Raw genomic sequence first — 18,246 nt, forward strand, 5'->3', positions numbered from 1 at the left:
AAGAACAAGTGTTCTTTTTGCTTTTATGCAATTCATCTCCCACCTGTAGAGGAAGGAGAATTCTTGCTATATATTATGTTAAAATTTACCCCCACATATTGTATCTTCGTATTTTATTGTGTTTTGATATAGCCTACAATCTCCTCCACACAATCCTCCAATTCAACATTCTGAAACCTCTTCCAGATTCCTGCCTTCAGAATATTCTCCTCAGAAAAATCTACCTGATCTGCCAGGAAACGTCTGCACATTTCCTCATACTTTGGCTTCTCCTGCTCCTTCTCCCTATTCAGTGCACGGGTAAGACGTTCTCCATCCTCCACTTCGATATAAACCGGACGTACTGCATCCTCACCATAATAGTTTTTCAGTTTAAGATAGGATTCCAATGTGCCAATCCCAAGATAATCATCCTGTGTCAGATCCACCTGTCCGTCATCTGCGGTAAAATAATACCAGATTCCATGCATGGTACTGTAGGAACGCGCCTCGATCACACAACCCTTTCTCCTGAATTCTTTCAGCTTTTCTTCATCTGTAAAAAAATATTGCTTTCCTTCTTCTTCTCCGTCACGTATAGGACGTGTTGTATATAAAACCATTTTTTTCAGATTCAGTTCTGTATGCTGCATCAGTCTTGCGTAGATATGATCCTTACCTGATGCACTCTTTCCCATGATATAAAAAATCTTTCCCATATGGTTCCAGGGCATAAGCCCTATAACTCCTTTACTACTGCTATGGTTTCATTTGTATTGTCTGCAAGCCCCTGGAAATTCAGTCCCTGCTCCATGTATCTTCTCACATTCTTTATGAAAAGTCCAGTAATCTGCTCACCTGGTACCAGAATCGGAATCCCCGGTGGATACAGATAAGCAAATTCTGTAGAAATCTTCCCTGCACTTTCTTCTAAAGGACAAGGCACAGACGGAGCATCCATTGCCTGGGTGATCCTCATAAACTGCTTCTTTTCTTCCCAGCGAAAATCATACTCTGTCCTCTTATCTTCCACCTTCAAAACGGCTGCTTCTCTTTCATCTATGGTCTGTATGGCCTCACACAAACGTAAAAATCCTTCTTCTGTATCACCTACTGCTGCCATAGCGATCACATACTGCTCTGTCTCCATCTCCACTTCGATCTTAAATTCCTGACGCAGGATCTTGGCAAGCTGTGTGCCATTAAAGGAACAATGCTCCGTAGACAATATGATCTTTGATCTGTCAAAATCGAAATATTCTTTATTGCCCGGCTCAGGAACCAATCTTATATAATTACATTTCGCCAATCTTCGCCTTGCCTGCTCCAACTGCCTGGTGAAGGTGCGAAACATGTCCGTACCTTCTCTTTTCATCTTGTCTACACAGGCATCAATACTTGCCATAAGTACATAGGAGGGACTGCTGGTCTGATAAATATCCATAAATCTGGCAAGCTTTGTCCCATCTACAAGATCACTGCACCTGTGGAGAACTGCAGTCTGTGTCATAGAAGGCAGGGTCTTGTGAAAACTCTGGATTACCACATCTGCTCCCAGCTTCTCTGCTGGCACAGGAAAATAAGAAGAATATCGGAAATGAGCACCATGAGCCTCATCTACGATCAGTGGAACCTGATGCTCATGTGCGATCCTGGCGATTTCCTGAATATCTGACACTACTCCATCATAAGTAGGAGAAGTGATCAGCACTGCCTGGATATTTTTATTTTCTTCCAGCGATCTTTCCACACGGGAAGTCAAAATTTCTCCATTTATCCCCAATTTTGGGTCTGTCTGTGGATAAATATATATTGGTTCAAGATCTCTTAAATAAATCCCATGATATACCGCTTTGTGGCAGTTACGTGCTACCAGGATCTGTCCTCCCTTTTCCACAGAAGCAGAAATAGCCGAAAGGATAGCTGCCGTACTTCCATTTACAGAAAAAAAACTTTGTTTTACTTCGTAAAGTCTGGCCAGCTCTTCCTGTGCTTCTTTAATGATCCCTTCTGCATGATGAAGATTATCAAATCCATATATTTCTGTAATATCCTGCTCTATTGGAAAATCTCCGTACACAGATGCTTTGTTTCTTTTGTGCCCCGGCATGTGAAACGGGTAAGACCCTTCCTGACCGTATGCTTCCAGCTTTTTATATAATCGTTCCATCCTGTCCTCATATCCTGTCTGTATGGCCGATCCAGCAGGATCAAACCTTAAACCTGTATCCAACACCCCAGATCGTCTCAATATACTGTGGCTTTGCTGTATTAAACTCTATCTTCTCACGGATCTTCTTAATGTGTACAGTAACTGTGGCTATATCCCCTACAGATTCCATATCCCAGATCTCCCGGAACAATTCTTCTTTTGTAAATACCCGGTTGGGATTCTCTGCCAGAAAAGTAAGAAGGTCAAATTCCTTGGTAGTAAAGGTGGTTTCTTCCCCATTGATCCATACTCTCCTGGCCGTCTTGTCAATCTTGATCCCACGGATCTCGATCACATCATTCTTCTGGACATTAGATCCTACCAGACGATTGTATCTTTCCATATGAGCTTTTACCCGGGCAACCAGTTCACTGGGGCTGAATGGCTTGGTCATGTAATCATCTGCTCCAAGTCCAAGTCCTCGTATCTTGTCAATATCATCCTTCTTGGCAGAAACCATGATGATCGGGATATTCTTCTCCTGGCGCACCTGCCTGCAAATATCAAAGCCATCCACCTCCGGAAGCATAAGATCCAGAATGATCAGATCAAATTTCTCTGTCAGTGCCCGATCAAGTCCTGTATCTCCCCGGTTGGCTATCTCTACTTCAAACCCGGAAAGTTCCAGATAATCCTTTTCCAGATCTGCAATTGCTTCTTCATCTTCTATGATCAATATCTTACTCATTTCATAGGTACCTCCTGATATTTTCTGAGAACAAAGTACATGATCGTACCAATCCCTTCACGGCTTGTAGCCCATACCTTGCCGCCATGGTCCTCCAGGATTTTCTTTACAATGGAAAGCCCTATGCCACTGCCCCCCTTAGAAGAATTACGGGAAATATCCGTCCTGTAAAAACGGTCAAAAATATATGGAAGATCCTTGGCCCCAATACCCTTGCCATTGTCCTCTATCTCAACCTGGATAAAATCTCCAACATCCTTTACACGGATCTGTATAATACCTCTCTTCTTGTCCATGTACTTGATGGCATTGCCGATAATATTGTGAATCACCCTGCGGATCTGCTCACCGTCAGCGATCACCACCACATCATTCTCCACATAATTGGCATAAACCAACTCGATTCCTTTTGTTTCCAGCTCCAGACCAACTTCTTCTGCGCAGTCACTGAAATAATCCTCTACATTCAGCTTGCTGAACGTATATGGGATACGGTTGGTGTCAATCTTGGAATAAAAAGTAAGCTCATTGATCAAATGATCCATCTCATTTGTCTTATTATAAATGGTACGCACATATCTGTCCATCTTCTCCGGTGTATCTGCAACACCATCCATGATCCCCTCCACATATCCTTTCACAGCAGTGATCGGGGTCTTCAGGTCATGGGAAATATTGCTAATCAGCTCTTTATTCTCTTTTTCGATCAGATTCTTCTCTTCTGTGGATTCTTTCAGACGGCGGCGCATCTCTTCAAAGTCCTGGCACAACTGGGAAAATTCATCATTTCCCTCTACATCCAGGACAAAGTCCAAATTCCCTTCTTTGATGTTCTGCGTCGCTTTTTTAAGTTTTACCAAGGGAGTGGCAATACTCCGGTACAGCCAGAGACCAATTGCCAGCGCTGTAAATATAAGAATAATAAATGCAGACAAAAACAGATCCTTGGTCATCAAATGGATCCTGGCATGTCCTTCATCGGACTGCGAAATGGCAATATCATATACTTCTCCATCACTGTCAGTCTCTGTCTGGGTAACGGTTTGCTTGGACTGAGTCTCTCTAAAACCATATAATGCTGCAGCAAAAAGCAGTAACGGAACCAAAATGATCATCGTAAATCCTACGATGATTCTTGCTTTCAGTTTCATAGGCAATATCCTTTACTTATTCATCCTGTACGTTAGCAGTATTATATCACAGATACCATTGTTTATCTCTAAATTTTCTATAAAAAAGCTTCACTGGGCACGATCCTATTACGAAAAAAAGCGCCCCACCATACAGTGAAGCGCATTTTCCAAATCTATTAACGGCTTATGCCAGATATTTTTTAAGATCATCAACTTTGTCCAGATGCTCCCATGGAAGATCAACATCTGTACGTCCAAAATGTCCGTAAGCAGCAGTCTGTTTGTAGATCGGGCGACGCAGATCCAGCATTTTGATGATACCAGCCGGGCGAAGATCAAAATTCTCACGGATCACTTCTACAAGCTTTGCATCAGAAAGCTTTCCTGTGCCAAATGTTTCTACATGAATAGATGTAGGATGTGCAACACCGATTGCATAAGAAAGCTGGATCTCACACTTGTCGGCCAGTCCTGCTGCCACAATATTCTTAGCTACATAACGAGCTGCATAAGCTGCAGAACGGTCTACCTTTGTACAGTCCTTTCCGGAAAAAGCACCGCCGCCGTGACGTCCTGTTCCACCGTATGTATCTACAATGATCTTACGTCCTGTAAGTCCACTATCACCATGAGGTCCGCCGATTACAAAACGTCCGGTAGGATTAATAAAATACTTGGTATCCTCATCTACCATATCACTTGGGATGATCTCATCAAATACATATTTTTTAATATCTTTATGGATTTGCTCCTGTGTTACATCCGGATCATGCTGTGTAGAGCATACAACTGCATCAATACGGATCGGCTTTCCATCTTCACTGTATTCTACAGTTACCTGAGTCTTGCCATCTGGCCTTAAATATTTTAAAGTACCATCTTTACGTACTTTTGTAAGCTGATATGAAAGCTTGTGTGCCATATTGATGGCATAAGGCATATATTCTTCCGTCTCATTGGTAGCATAACCAAACTGAATGCCCTGATCGCCGGCTCCAATGGAATCCAGTTCATCCTCATCCATCTTATCCTCTCTCAGCTCCAATGCTTTATCAACACCCATTGCAATGTCTCCTGACTGCTCGTCGATTGCAGTAATCACAGCACAGGTATCTGCATCAAATCCGTATTTGCCTCTGGTATAACCAATCTCACGAACCGTATCCCTTACGATCTTCTGGATATCAACATATGCTTTTGTAGTAATCTCTCCCATAACAAGCACAAGACCTGTGGTTGTTGCTGTCTCGCAGGCTACACGGCTCATCGGATCCTGTTCTATCAATGCATCAAGAATGGCATCTGAAATAGCATCACACATTTTGTCCGGATGACCTTCTGTTACTGATTCGGAAGTAAATAAAAGTTTCTCCATGATTTCTCCTTTTCTCTTTAAATGTAAAAACAGCCCGAATAATCGGACTGTTTAATAAATGCTATATATAATCAGTCCTCTTATTGTTCGATTGCTCGCTCAGGCAGGGCACCTTCCATGATCTCTCAGGGGTTGCCGTGGCTTCTCAGGTCCTATGTACCTCCACCACTCTGAATAAAAGGCTATTTTTAATTGTATCGTTGCAAACAATACAATATACTCATTAATATCAATTGTCAATAGATTTTTAAAAAATCTGACCGCCAGTCATTTCATAGTATTAACACCGCTTTACAGCATGCTATAGCATCAGGCCAAATCCATAAGATCATCCTACACGAAGACGAAACTTCTGGATCTCCTTCTCACTGGATACACGCTCGATCTCGGCACCAAGACTTCTCAGCTTATCCTCAAAATCCTCATATCCTCTCTGGATATACTGGATATCATCCACTATGGTAATACCCTCTGCTGCAAGTCCGGCAATCACAAGAGCAGCTCCTGCACGCAGATCCGGTGCACTGACTCTAGCTCCTGTCAGCTTCTTCACACCATCAATAATAGCAGAATTACCTTCTACCTTGATGCTGGCTCCCATTCTGGAAAGCTCGTCTGCATATTTGAAACGATTCTCAAAAATACTCTCTGTTACAATACTTGTCCCCTCTGCAAGGGCAAGGGCAACTGCAATCTGCGGCTGCATATCTGTAGGATATCCTGGATATGGAAGGGTCTTCACATGAGTACGGTGAAGCTTTCCTGTAGCACGTACACGAACCGCATCATCAAACTCCTGTACCTCACAGCCGATTTCCTCCAGCTTGGCAGTGGTTGCTTCCAGATGCTTCGGTATTACATTTCTTACGGTAACATCGCCGCCTGTAGCAGCTGCAGCAAACATAAATGTACCAGCCTCGATCTGATCCGGAATAATGGAATATTCTGTCTTGTGAAGCTTCTCAACTCCACGGATACGAATCACATCTGTACCTGCACCCTTGATGTTGGCTCCCATACTGTTCAGGAAATTGGCAACATCTACTACATGTGGCTCACGTGCTGCATTCTCGATAATCGTACGTCCTGGCGCCAGGGATGCAGCCATCATAATATTGATGGTAGCTCCAACAGATACCACATCAAGGAAAATATGGCTTCCATGAAGATTCTCTGCTTTGGCCACGATCGCACCATGAAGAATATCCACCTTTGCTCCAAGGGCACGGAATCCCTTTAAATGCTGGTCGATAGGACGGCTTCCGATATTACATCCTCCCGGAAGGGGGACTTCTGCATGCTTATACTTGCCAAGCAATGCTCCTAACAGATAATAAGACGCACGGATCTTCTTAATATATTCATAATCCACACTTACGTCCGCAATGGTAGAACCATTGATCTTAACGGTTGATTTGTTCACACGCTCTACCTGGGCACCAATACCGGAAATAGCCTCCAGCAAAACATTTATGTCTCTTACATCAGGCAGGTTTTCAATCAGGATAGTCTCGTCCGTCATTATTGCTGCGGATAAAATAGCAAGAGCCGCATTCTTTGCACCGGCTATGTCCACCTCACCTACCAGTGGATTTCCGCCTTTAATAACATACTGTTCCATAAAACACCTCTATTATTTACTCTCCTCATGTCAACAGTTACTTTTACCCCTTTGATTCTCATATAGCTACTGATGCTTTTCACTATACCAGTGTTTCCAAAACTGCCTGCAGACTTGCTTCCAAATCTTTCCCTTCTTCATCAATCACAATATCTGCATATCTCTCATATAAGGGAACTCGTTCCTCATAAAGGCTTTTCAGAGTCTGTCCTTCCTTCAAAAGAACTCCTCTTTTTTCAAGATTTCCCAGTCTTTTAGCAAGGGAATCCAGAGAAAGCCTGAGATAAACGACTTTTCCTATTTTTTTGAGATGATCCATTGCCTCCTCACAATATACCACACTTCCCCCAGTGGCAATGACTGTATTCTCAGTCTCAATGGATGCATTCACACGATTCTCTATGGCTTTGAATCCTTCGACTCCTTCCTGCTCAATGATCTGATGCAGACGCCTTTTCTCCTGACGCTGTATCAACAGGTCTGAATCCATAAATTCATATCCCAGTACCTTGGCAAGAACAACACCAATGGTGCTCTTCCCCACTCCCGGCATGCCAATCAATGTAATATTATTCATGTTCTCAATAAATTCCTTTCGATTTTAACACATTCTGATCAAATGTGCAATCCCACCGTGAAATCAGCGCTTTTCCTGTTTTTTTCTTTTCTTTACGCTGTACCCGAAAGTGCCCAGGCTTTTGCCTGTTCCCAAATATTCACCATGGGAATATACGATCGGTTTTGCTTTATTCAGTTGAAATTTATTATTCTTATCTATGTACTCCTGCTGGGCATGGACTGCCAGAACCTCTGCAAGAAACATGTGATGGGAACCAAGCTCCTTCACCTCTGTTACCCTGCATTCAATAGATACCGGTGATTCCTTGATCATAGGTGCCTTTACAAACTGTGCCGGCTCCTTGGTAAGATGGGCTTCTTTAAATTTGTCCACATCCCTTCCTGAACGGACACCACAGTAATCTGTAGCAAAAGCCAATTCCTCAGTAGTAAGGTTGATCACAAATTCTCCGGTTTTTTTAAGCATTTCGTAGGAATATCTTGACGGGCGCACAGAAATATAAACCATAGGCGGATTAGTACATATGGTTCCTGTCCAGGCCACTGTAATAATGTTGTCATTTCCCTGTCCGTCTGTAACGCTTACCATCACTGCCGGAAGAGGATACAGCATATTCCCGGGTTTCCATGTTTCTTTCATAATTTTTATCTATCCTTCTGTATTCTTTAATGCTCTTTATCCTAACGATTTTTATACAATGGTCTTTACTGTAATGATCTTACTGCAAGATTATGCATATTCGTTGGTCATAAGCTGTGCAGCTTCCATCATCGCAGGAATGATCTGCTTCTTTCTTGAAACCACTCCCGGAAGCATAAATGCTCCGTTCTCAGGCTCAATATGAAAAGCAGACTCTGCCATTTCCCGGCTGCCTTCTCCATAGTAAAGAAGCATAGTAGACTCGTCCAGGATATTAGTAAGCATAAAATAAACCCTGGTAACACCATGCCGCCCGCATTCGCTTACCATAAATGGCTCCAGCCTCTCTTTGATCTCCAGAAGCTCGTCTTTGTCCATGGAACTGATCTGTCCCACGCCAAAAGTAACATTTCCTTCTGCAATAAATTTCTTGTAATCCTGATAAAAAATCTCTTCCGGAGACTTGTCCTTCAGATTGCTGCCTGCCTTAAACATTTCCTTTGCAAATTCTTCTATCTTAATATCAGCGATCAGTGCCAATGCACTAGCAGCAATCTTATCCTGCTGCGTGCATGTAGGGGAACGAAACATCAGCGTGTCTGAGATGATTGCCGCACAGAGAAGTCCTGCGATCTTTGGCGGAATCTCCAGCCTTTCTTCCCCATAAATCTTATAAAGAATGGTGGCTGTGCAGCCTACCGGTTCATTCCGAAAGCTGATAGGCTTCATCGTCTCCAATGATCCCAGCTTATGGTGATCAATGATCTCAACGATCTCAGCTTTATCTATATTATCAACTGCCTGATCCTTCTCATTATGATCTACCAGAATCACCTTTTTCCTGTGCATATCAAGAAAATTACGGCGAGAAATAGTACCTACGCATTTCCCCCGCTTATTGATCACAGGAAATGCACGGTGACGGTGTTTAATCATAACATCCTGAATATCATCTGTAAAGTCTTCTGTATTAAAAGTCACCAGATTATCCCTTTTCATTACAAATCTTAAAGGAATACTCTGGTTGATCAGCCTTGCAATTGTAAAAGAATCACATGGTGAGGTGATCACCACAATGTTCTTCTCATGTGCAAGAGATAGCACCTTCTGAGATACCTCAACACCCATACCCACAATGATACAGCTTACATTTAGTCTGATTGCCTGGATATGGTCTTCTTCACGGTTGCCCATGATCACCATATCGTCTTCTTTTACAAATTCCTTCAGTACCTGAGGATTGGCAGTGCCTACAAGAACCTTACCTTTTACAAAATAAGCATGTTCATTACCCTCAACTACCTTGCCGCTAAGGGTTTCCGCAATCCTTCTGTACTGGGTCCTGGCATTAGACAGAAAGTAACTATCTGTTGTATCCATGTAAGTCTTTGCAATATCTCCGATGGTGACAAGGCCTTCCAGTTCTCCGTCCTTGTCCCGGATGGGCAGTGACACAATACTATTCTCCTGCATCATATCCCATGCATTCTTCAGGGACATACTCTTATCCGCCTCAGGACTGACACGAATATCCATATCCTTTACCTGTGTACCTATATTTCCCAGATATGCAGGAGGCTGTACCCCAAAACGCTTCAGTACATACTGAGTCTCTTCATTGATCTGACCTGCACGCTTGGGAATATATTTTTTTACAAGGCTTTTTTGATTCTTAATGTCTGCATAAGCAATGGCAGAACAGATGGAATCCGTATCCGGATTCTTATGTCCTATTACAAATATTTTTTCCTGTGTACCCATTCATACCGTCCTTCCACGATCCAGAACCCTGATCAAAGCTTGATGTTTGCAAACAGAGAACCAAGGGATGTTGTAGCCTGTTCTCCTGAATCAGGAATTTCAAAGGTTTCTTCTTCTACATCTTTTGCCATCAGGTCGGAAGCCTCTTTAATACTCAGGCTTAACTTACCGTCCTTCACAGAAATCACTTTTACCTTAACAGTATCTCCTACTGTCAATACTTCTGAAGGCTTCTTGATCCTTTTCTCACAGATCTGTGAAATATGGACAAGACCAGAAAGACCATTTCCCAGATCAACAAATGCGCCATAAGGCTGCAGGCTTTCTACTTTTCCTTCCGTAACAAAGCCCGGCTGAATATTTGAAATTTTGTTCTTACGCTCTTCCTCTGCCTTCTCTCTGAGAAGCTCTTTTGCAGAAAGAATCAGCTTCTTGCTATCTTCATCAACATCGATCACCTGTACCTGAAGATGCTTATTCAGGTAATCATTGGTATCCTCCACATAAGAAAGTGCCAGCTTAGATGCAGGGATAAAGCCTCTGATGCCTTCTACATAGGCAACTACACCGCTGTTCACAACTCCCTTTACAATCACATCGATCACTTCACCGGAAGCTTTCATCTCTTTTAAACGATCCCAGGCCAGCACATCAGTAGCCTCCACCCTTGAAAGCAGAATATTCCCATGTCCGTCATCTGTACGCACTACTGTGGCAGAAACCTCATCACCTACATGCACATCTTCTTTCAGGTTAAAACCAGGCTCCCTGCTGTAATCCTCTGCCGGAATAATACCTTCTGCATAATATCTCAGGTCAAGCACTACTTCCTTCTCATCTACACTGATCACTGTACCGGTAAGAATGTCTCCCTCCTGTACCTTCTTAAAAGAAGCCTCCAGCTCCTTCTCATAATCTTTCATTGTTTCAGACATAATCTATTCTCCCATCTTTCAATATTAATTATTCTCATTGTAAATAATCCATATCCTTATAGTATTACTGTTAAAAATACATTTCACAGATAATTCTCATCTTATCTGAAGTGAATTATAGCATACTAGCTGAAAAGATGAAAATATGGATTTTTATATTTTTATATAACATTTTGCTTTCTTCTTGGAAATAAAGATAAACTTTCCCTAAAAACGAGGAGTGCCCCGGTAGTGGTTTACCGGGGCAATTATTATGAAAAAATTTTATGTGTAATGGTGTCATTACAACGTCTTTGGTATTGTTCTTTCGAACTGATTACATCATAGCAGTTACTTGTGAACAAACTATGAACCTGTAGTGAACTTTTAGTTTTTTTGCACAATATTTTCTATTTTTCTATTCTTTTTTTATAAAATTACCACATGCAATTTTTTCATAATGTTTTTATTTATTGTGTATTTAGTACATTAAAGTGATAAATCAGAACCATCCTTTTACTAAATTAAGAATCTTCTTCAGGAATCCTTTCACATCATTCTTCTCAACTCCAAGAGCATCCATCTTGTCAAATACTGCATTTACATCACTGCGAAGCTCATCCTCATCAATATTGGCATCCTTTACCTTTCTGGCAAGGTCTACCATATTGTCCTTCTCTGAATCTGTAAGACTGATCTGGAAAGCATCCGCTGCCTCATTGATCACAGTACGGATCTGATCATCAGTTACATCCTGCTGTCCGATCTTGTCCTTCACATACATGATAATGTCTACTGTCTGATCCGGATCGCTGAATACTGCATCCACTCCACTGTCGATCAGAGCTTCCAGAGAAGAAGTATCAAAACCGGAAGCTATCGCCGGTACCGGTACAGAAAAAGCAAGTGCCCCAGCCATCATAATACCTGTTAATTTCTTTATGTTCTTCAAAATAATAACCTCCTGTTAAATAGCCAAATGATCTTTGTATCTCATAATTTTCTCTATGATATCATCAAATCATTACATCCTTACGATCCGTTTCTTATATCATAAAGTTCGGTTTATTATAACACAGTTGGTATTTAAAATTTGTAAAATATATATAAAATTTCTATAATCATTTTATAAGTAATATCCAAAAGGAAGTTATAATTTTCACTCAATTCCAAATCTCAGTTACAATTATTTTTTTTCTCGTTCATTGTTTTTTCATAATATAAACATGATTCCATCACAATTTATGGATATACTAAAAAACGTAAAAATAATACAGCCAACATTATTTTTATAAATTTCTTTTTCATATGTTAATTACCAATACGGTAATTAACTCTCCTTCCTTTTAAAAAATATATTTGAGACAAAATAAAAAGCATCCGCCTAGCCAACGGATGCTTTTTATTTTATTTATATTCTGGAAAATTCATTGGAAAGCTGCGCAAACTGCTCCAGCGTCAGTGCCTCTCCTCTGATATTCAGCGGAAGACCAGCACTTGTCAGCGCACTTTCGATCTGCTCCTTCGTAAAAGACAATTCAGAAGCATTCTTAAGTCCGTTTACCAGAGTCTTTCTTCTCTGATTAAAGGATGCCCGGATAATGGCAAACATCAGTTTTTCATCATCTACCTTTACCGGCGGCTCCAAAAATCTGGTAAGCCTGATTACAGCACTTCCTACCTTTGGCCTTGGCATAAAACAGTTTGGCGGAACATTGGTCACGATCTGTGGCCTTGCATAATACTGTACAGCCAGTGACAGTGCTCCATAATCCTTAGTACCCGGACCTACCTGCATCCTGTCTGCCACTTCTTTCTGCACCATAATAGTAATACTGTCCAATGGTACCTGATTTTCAAATAATCCCATAATAATAGGCGTTGTAATATAATATGGCAGATTGGCAACCACCTTTACCGGACGTCCACCGTTCTTCTCCTGGGCCAGCTTACATACATCTACCTTCAGGATATCCTCATTGATCACAGTTACATTATCCCAATCCTGTAAGGTATCCTGTAAGATTGGAATCAGAGAACGGTCGATCTCCACCGCTGCCACTTCCCTGGCAGCCTCTGCCAGATACTGGGTCATCGTACCGATACCAGGACCTATCTCAATCACAAAATCATCCTTTGTTATCTGGGCAGCTTCAATGATCCGTTCCAGAACGTGGGTATCAATTAAAAAATTCTGCCCAAACCTTTTCTGGAATACAAAATGATACTTTTGAAGGACTTCAATGGTATATTTTGGATTTCCAAGATAAGGTCTGGGCATTTTTTAATCTCCTTTATTTTGCAAAATCTTTCTCATAGAGTACGATGTATCCGTCTCTGTCAACTCTTTTTTTCTTGTTGAATTTCAGAAGGCCTCCCTGAGATCTGGAAATTGCATTATCCAGAAGCTCTTTCACAGAACCGATATTCATTGGCTCATCTTCTTTTTGGTTGATGCCAATCAGATTATAAAGGGCAAGCATTCCCATCTGATCGATACGGTATCCATTTTCTTTTGTATAAACTCTTGCGAAATTCACAAGCTCATCATTAGTGAAAACAGGTATATTGATCATGGATGTGAACTTCTTTGCAAACCTGGGATATTTGGCAATCAGCTTCCTCATGCCAATCTTCTCATCTTCAAGGATCACTGTAAGACCATCCGTTCTGAAATTCATAGCTTTATCCAGTTCTTCTACAGTCTCCGGAGTAAGGGAATTGGCTTCCTCAATCACCAAAAATCCACCGGAAAGCTTATCTACTACCTTTGACATATCCATGCCATTGATCTGGTCAGCAAATACGTAGGCTACTTTTGAGGCTTCAATATTTCTTTCTTTACAAATAGCAGGAATAAGACTTCCGATCAGCCTTGTCTTACCTGTATCATGACCTCCCATAACAATAATATTGCCTGTTTTTGAGGTCTTATCTGCTGCTGCCAATTGGGCGTCCAGAAGGGCGTCCAGAAGCTGCTCCTTCATACCGGGAACTTTTACAAAATATGTAAACAGCTTTTTCTCCTCATCAGTCAGTGTACGCTCTCTTGGGATAATATCCATAGGATCTCTTTCATCCTTAGGCTGAATAGAATCAATAAACTGCTCTAATTCCTCTTCCTCAGAAAGAACCGGCTTCTCTTCTTCTGACTCTTCTTTCAATGGCTGTATCTCTTCTGCAGCTTCAGGCACTTTCGGTGCAGCCTTTTCTTTTAATTCTTCTATCGGCTCATCATCTGCACTGTAATCGTTGGTAAATAATTCTTCATCTTCCAGTCTTGGGATCTCAGGTACAGAAGATTTCTCAAGGCTTTTCTCTTCAGGCTTCTTCGGACCATTCAGGAATTCAGCTTCTGCTTCCTGCAGATCCTCCTCGGAAAGAAATTCTTCTTCCTCAAGTTCCACCATTTTCTTTTGTGGTGAAGGCACTTCTTCTTTTATTGGCTCTTGAACAGGAACTGTTACTTTCACCGGCTGTGCTTCTTCTTTTTCAGGAATCTTTTCTTCTTTGGAAACAAGAGTTTCCTTTACTTCAGGTTCTTCTGGAATATTGATGCCCTGGGCACTTGCTGCTGCCAGAATGGTATCTTCCAGATTAAATTCTTTGCCCTCTTTCTGATTGGCAAAAACAGGAGTATCATCCAGAACTGCCTTAGGTACCTCCGGTGTTTCTTCTGCTTCAAAATTCTTCATGGACTCTGGAATTTTAAGCTCCGGCATGGTGAAATTCTCTTTCAGATCTGCAGATTCTTTCTTTTCTGCAGCATCCTCTTTAACCAGAATGGACTTGCCGCTCTCAGGCTCCAGTGCAGGTGCATTCGCCAGTTCTTTATCTGAAGGCTTTTTGATCATCTCATCCTCTGCACCATACTCCTCGCTTAAAAGCTCTTCATCCGATTCCATACGTTTACCGAAAATGTCACGGATTCCTTTGGATATCTTCTCCTGAAGACTTTCTACTCCGCTCAGGTCTTTATCATTTCCAACCGGAATACTTTCGATCAGTGGCTGTTCTTTTTCTTCACTGCTTTCTTTCGGCTCCTCGCCTTTGTCCTTCAGACTCTGTACTTCCTCAGGTGTAAACAGCTTAGGCACAAACTGCTGCTCATAACGCTGCTTCTCATCTCCTGTAAGTGCTCCCATACGAAGCTTCAGATCCATGGCACGCATCACATAGCTGCCTTCATTAAACCACAGGATCATCTCATTACATAATTCAAGACACTTTTCCTTTTCGCCTGCCTGATAATAAAGATTTGCCAGCTCATAAGACCATTTCTCTGTAAATTCTTTTTCTTTATATTCTTCAAGAACCTTGATCTGTTCACTGATAGGAGCATTCTTTGCACTTAAGATCTTATATTTCAGAACCAGAAGAGTGCTGTCCCCTGGGGCAACCTCCTTGTATTCCTGATAAAAATCCTTAGCCTCCTCAATGTCCCCCATCTTCAGAGAAACCTCGATCAGACGGTAAAGAATATTCTTGCCGATAGGTGCCCTGTGATAAGCCAGAAGAAAAATCTCCTTACTGTCCTCATACCGCTTATTGGCTGCATAGATCTCACCTACTACACAAAGAGTACGTACATTCTTTACACGGCGCCAGTCAATACTGTCAACAACGCCCATAGCCCCCTTATAATCCTTGTTCTCAACAAGGTGATTAATCTCCTCCAGCTTAATACGAAATTCTTCCTTGTCCAAAATTTTCACCAACTTTCCAATACCAACTCACAATTACGGATAGTTTATCATAAGCAGTCATGCTTGTCAAAAAATAAATGTTTCACATCTAATGTACATGACCTGCAACAACCTGAAAAACCTTATTAATGTGAAACTGCCTGCTTACAAAATCATCAAGTCCTGTACAGGTGATCAATGTCTGTATATCATGGATGCTGTCCAGGAGACAGGACTGCCTGCTGCTGTCCAGTTCAGAAAGCACATCATCCAGAAGAAGCACAGGCTTATCCTTAATGATTTTTTCTACCAGATATATTTCTGAAAGCTTCAAAGATAAAGCTGCTGTCCTTTGCTGTCCCTGAGAACCATATTTACGGATATCGATGCCATTGACCATTACACCAAAATCATCTCTGTGGGGTCCTGTAGAACTTAAGCGCATACGAAAATCCCTGTCTCTGTTTTTAAACAAAGTCTCTTCAAAATCCTGGTCACTTACATTTGGCTCATAAAGGATCTCCAACAGTTCCTCCCTGCCCGTAAGATTCTTATGGATTTCCCGGATAATATCATTAAGTTCTGCCACAAAATCCCTTCGCTTAGCAATTACCCTCTTCCCATAATTAACCATCTGCATATCCCATACATCCAGAGTGTCCTTCAGAGATGTATTCCCCAATATCTCCTTCAGCAGCTTATTCCTCTGATTCAGTATATGATTATATCCTGCCAGGTCTGTAAGATAAAGCCGGTCAAGCTGGCAAAGCTCTGAATCCATAAACCTTCTTCGCTCTGAAGGACCGTTTTTGATAATATTCAGATCCTCAGGCGAAAAGAAAACCAGATTTACCACACCTAGCAGTTCTCTTGCTTTCTTGATAGGCATTCCATTAATTGCCACGCCCTTTGCCTTATTTTTACGAAGATGCATATCTATTTGATAATTCATCCTGTTTTTACATACATTCATCCGTATATGGGACTCATCCTGCCCGAAACGGATCACTTCTTTATCCCGGCTTCCTTTATGGGAACGGCTTGTACCACACAGATAAACAGACTCCAGGATATTTGTCTTTCCCTGCGCATTATCTCCGTAAAAAATATTGGTTCCCTGATCCAGATGCAGTTCAAGATTCTCGTAATTTCTGAAATTGCTTAATTTGATGGATTCAATATACATGGGACTGCTTATTCACTTTCTCCTTCAACCTGCACATCCTGTCCATTATAGGAAATCGTATCGCCCACATATAGCTTACGGCCTCTGCGTGTGTCAACCTCTCCGTTTACTTTTACAAGTCCGTCACTGATCACATATTTTGCTTCTACACCGTCAGATACCAGATCTGCCAGCTTCATTGCCTGTCCAAGTTTGATAAATTCGTCTCTGATATGGATAACCAAAACAATCCGCCTCCTGATGTTTTTACTGTTTAGATTTTATTTTTTACACAGATCCGGCTTTCTATCTGTGTCAGTTATTTTCTCTTCTTTTATCTTGCCTGATTCTGATTAATGTTTACAGGCAGGATCAGATACGTATAGGACTCCTCATCATCCCTGATAAAGCATGGAGCCTTGGGATTTACAAGATAAATATTAATGTTTTCATCATCAATGACCTTCAATGCATCGATCAGGAATTTAGGATTAAAGCCGATTACAATATCCTTTCCATCTTTTGAAATATCAATATCCTCATTCATAGAACCCATGGCAGAATCGATTTTCAACTCCATACTGCTGTCTGTAATGGAAATAATGATAGGTTTTTTATCACCTTCACGTACCAGAAGAGTGGCACGGTCAATACAGCTTAAAAATTCTTTTTTGTTAATAGTCAGCTTAGTCTCATAATCGCTGGAAAGCATCTGGTCAATCCTGAAATATTCTCCTTCAATCAGTCTGGATACTACCATTGTCTGGTCAAATTCAAAAAGAATATGGTTTTTTGTAAAGAAAATGCTTACCTGTTCATCTACTTCGCCAGAAAGGATCTTGCTGATCTCATTGAGAGTCTTACCTGGTACCACCACTTTTTTGTCTGAGTAATCTCTTTTCAACGGCATTTTACGAATAGCAATACGGTGTCCATCCAGAGAAACTATTTTCAGACAATTATTCTTTATTTCAAACAATTCACCGGTCATTAATTTGTTGTTTTCATTCACTGCAATTGAGAAAATTGTCTGACAAATCATATTTTTCAATGTGTACTGGGATAAAGTCAAAGGTTCATCCCTTTCAATCATTGGCAAATAGGCAAAATCTTCTCCAGATTTGCCGGGAATCGTAAATTTTGCTTTTTCACAGGTAATCGTTGCAGTAAATTTATCATCTGTTTTGATGGTTACATCATTATCAGGAAGTCTTCTTATGATTTCGTAAAAGATTTTAGCATCCAGTGCAACCATACCTTTTTCTTCAATAGTACCTTCAACTATGGTTTCAATACCAAGTTCCATATCATTTGTTGTAAATTTAATCTGACTGGCTGATGCATCAATAAGAATACATTCAAGAATTGGCATGGTTGTTTTTGATGGAACTGCTTTTAATGAAATGCTTACGCTTTTCAGAAGATTATTTTTAGAGCAGATAATTTTCATAATGTGTATAACTCCTTTTCTGGCTGATGTGGGTTTTTATGTGT

16 protein-coding genes and 1 riboswitch are annotated in these 18,246 nt (G+C 41.1%); all 16 genes read right to left on the minus strand.

Features of this window, described 5'->3' with window-relative positions; genetic code table 11:
• Window positions 1-113 precede the first annotated feature (113 nt).
• Complete coding sequence (locus OCV61_RS12940; RefSeq protein ID WP_158422178.1) at window positions 114-698, minus strand: nucleoside/nucleotide kinase family protein; 585 nt, start codon at window positions 696-698, stop codon at window positions 114-116.
• 20 nt (window positions 699-718) lie between these two features.
• Window positions 719-2,149, minus strand: a complete 1,431-nt coding sequence (locus tag OCV61_RS12945; protein ID WP_158422145.1) for an aminotransferase class I/II-fold pyridoxal phosphate-dependent enzyme — start codon at window positions 2,147-2,149, stop codon at window positions 719-721.
• Between the two features lie 40 nt (window positions 2,150-2,189).
• Window positions 2,190-2,879, minus strand: coding sequence for a response regulator transcription factor (locus OCV61_RS12950; RefSeq protein ID WP_158422146.1), 690 nt, complete (start codon window positions 2,877-2,879; stop codon window positions 2,190-2,192).
• Window positions 2,876-4,030: a sensor histidine kinase gene (locus OCV61_RS12955; protein ID WP_158422147.1), complete on the minus strand. Its 1,155-nt coding sequence runs from the start codon at window positions 4,028-4,030 to the stop codon at window positions 2,876-2,878. Before OCV61_RS12955 ends, OCV61_RS12950 begins: the two co-directional genes overlap by 4 nt.
• A 166-nt stretch (window positions 4,031-4,196) precedes the next feature.
• Window positions 4,197-5,387, minus strand: coding sequence for a methionine adenosyltransferase (gene metK, locus OCV61_RS12960; RefSeq protein ID WP_158422148.1), 1,191 nt, complete (start codon window positions 5,385-5,387; stop codon window positions 4,197-4,199).
• Window positions 5,388-5,464: 77 nt separating this feature from the next.
• Window positions 5,465-5,568, minus strand: a riboswitch (SAM riboswitch).
• Window positions 5,569-5,715: 147 nt separating this feature from the next.
• Window positions 5,716-7,008, minus strand: coding sequence for a UDP-N-acetylglucosamine 1-carboxyvinyltransferase (locus OCV61_RS12965; RefSeq protein WP_158422149.1), 1,293 nt, complete (start codon window positions 7,006-7,008; stop codon window positions 5,716-5,718).
• A gap of 82 nt (window positions 7,009-7,090) precedes the next feature.
• Complete coding sequence (locus OCV61_RS12970; protein WP_158422150.1) at window positions 7,091-7,585, minus strand: shikimate kinase; 495 nt, start codon at window positions 7,583-7,585, stop codon at window positions 7,091-7,093.
• A 63-nt stretch (window positions 7,586-7,648) separates the two neighbouring features.
• Complete coding sequence (locus OCV61_RS12975) at window positions 7,649-8,230, minus strand: flavin reductase family protein (RefSeq protein WP_158422151.1); 582 nt, start codon at window positions 8,228-8,230, stop codon at window positions 7,649-7,651.
• Window positions 8,231-8,317: 87 nt separating this feature from the next.
• On the minus strand, window positions 8,318-9,988 hold the full coding sequence (locus OCV61_RS12980) for a putative manganese-dependent inorganic diphosphatase (RefSeq protein ID WP_158422152.1): 1,671 nt from the start codon (window positions 9,986-9,988) through the stop codon (window positions 8,318-8,320).
• 32 nt (window positions 9,989-10,020) lie between these two features.
• Window positions 10,021-10,923, minus strand: coding sequence for a 30S ribosomal protein S1 (locus OCV61_RS12985; RefSeq protein ID WP_158422153.1), 903 nt, complete (start codon window positions 10,921-10,923; stop codon window positions 10,021-10,023).
• A 481-nt stretch (window positions 10,924-11,404) separates the two neighbouring features.
• The gene (locus tag OCV61_RS12990) at window positions 11,405-11,854 is read right to left on the minus strand and encodes a DUF1002 domain-containing protein (RefSeq protein WP_158422154.1); all 450 of its coding nucleotides are present in this window, start codon (window positions 11,852-11,854) and stop codon (window positions 11,405-11,407) included.
• Between the two features lie 459 nt (window positions 11,855-12,313).
• Complete coding sequence (rsmA, locus tag OCV61_RS12995; RefSeq protein ID WP_158422155.1) at window positions 12,314-13,183, minus strand: 16S rRNA (adenine(1518)-N(6)/adenine(1519)-N(6))-dimethyltransferase RsmA; 870 nt, start codon at window positions 13,181-13,183, stop codon at window positions 12,314-12,316.
• A 13-nt stretch (window positions 13,184-13,196) separates the two neighbouring features.
• On the minus strand, window positions 13,197-15,608 hold the full coding sequence (locus OCV61_RS13000; protein ID WP_330382940.1) for a hypothetical protein: 2,412 nt from the start codon (window positions 15,606-15,608) through the stop codon (window positions 13,197-13,199).
• 88 nt (window positions 15,609-15,696) lie between these two features.
• Entirely contained in the window at window positions 15,697-16,773 is a 1,077-nt protein-coding gene (gene recF, locus OCV61_RS13005; RefSeq protein WP_158422157.1) for a DNA replication/repair protein RecF, read from the minus strand.
• An 8-nt stretch (window positions 16,774-16,781) separates the two neighbouring features.
• A complete protein-coding gene (locus tag OCV61_RS13010; RefSeq protein WP_158422158.1) occupies window positions 16,782-17,003 on the minus strand; it encodes an RNA-binding S4 domain-containing protein in 222 nt (73 codons plus the stop codon).
• An 83-nt stretch (window positions 17,004-17,086) separates the two neighbouring features.
• A complete protein-coding gene (dnaN, locus tag OCV61_RS13015) occupies window positions 17,087-18,202 on the minus strand; it encodes a DNA polymerase III subunit beta (RefSeq protein WP_158422159.1) in 1,116 nt (371 codons plus the stop codon).
• Window positions 18,203-18,246 lie beyond the last annotated feature (44 nt).

This window comes from Blautia ammoniilytica (genome assembly GCF_025566965.1).
In the GTDB taxonomy this organism is placed as follows: domain Bacteria; phylum Bacillota; class Clostridia; order Lachnospirales; family Lachnospiraceae; genus Blautia_A; species Blautia_A ammoniilytica.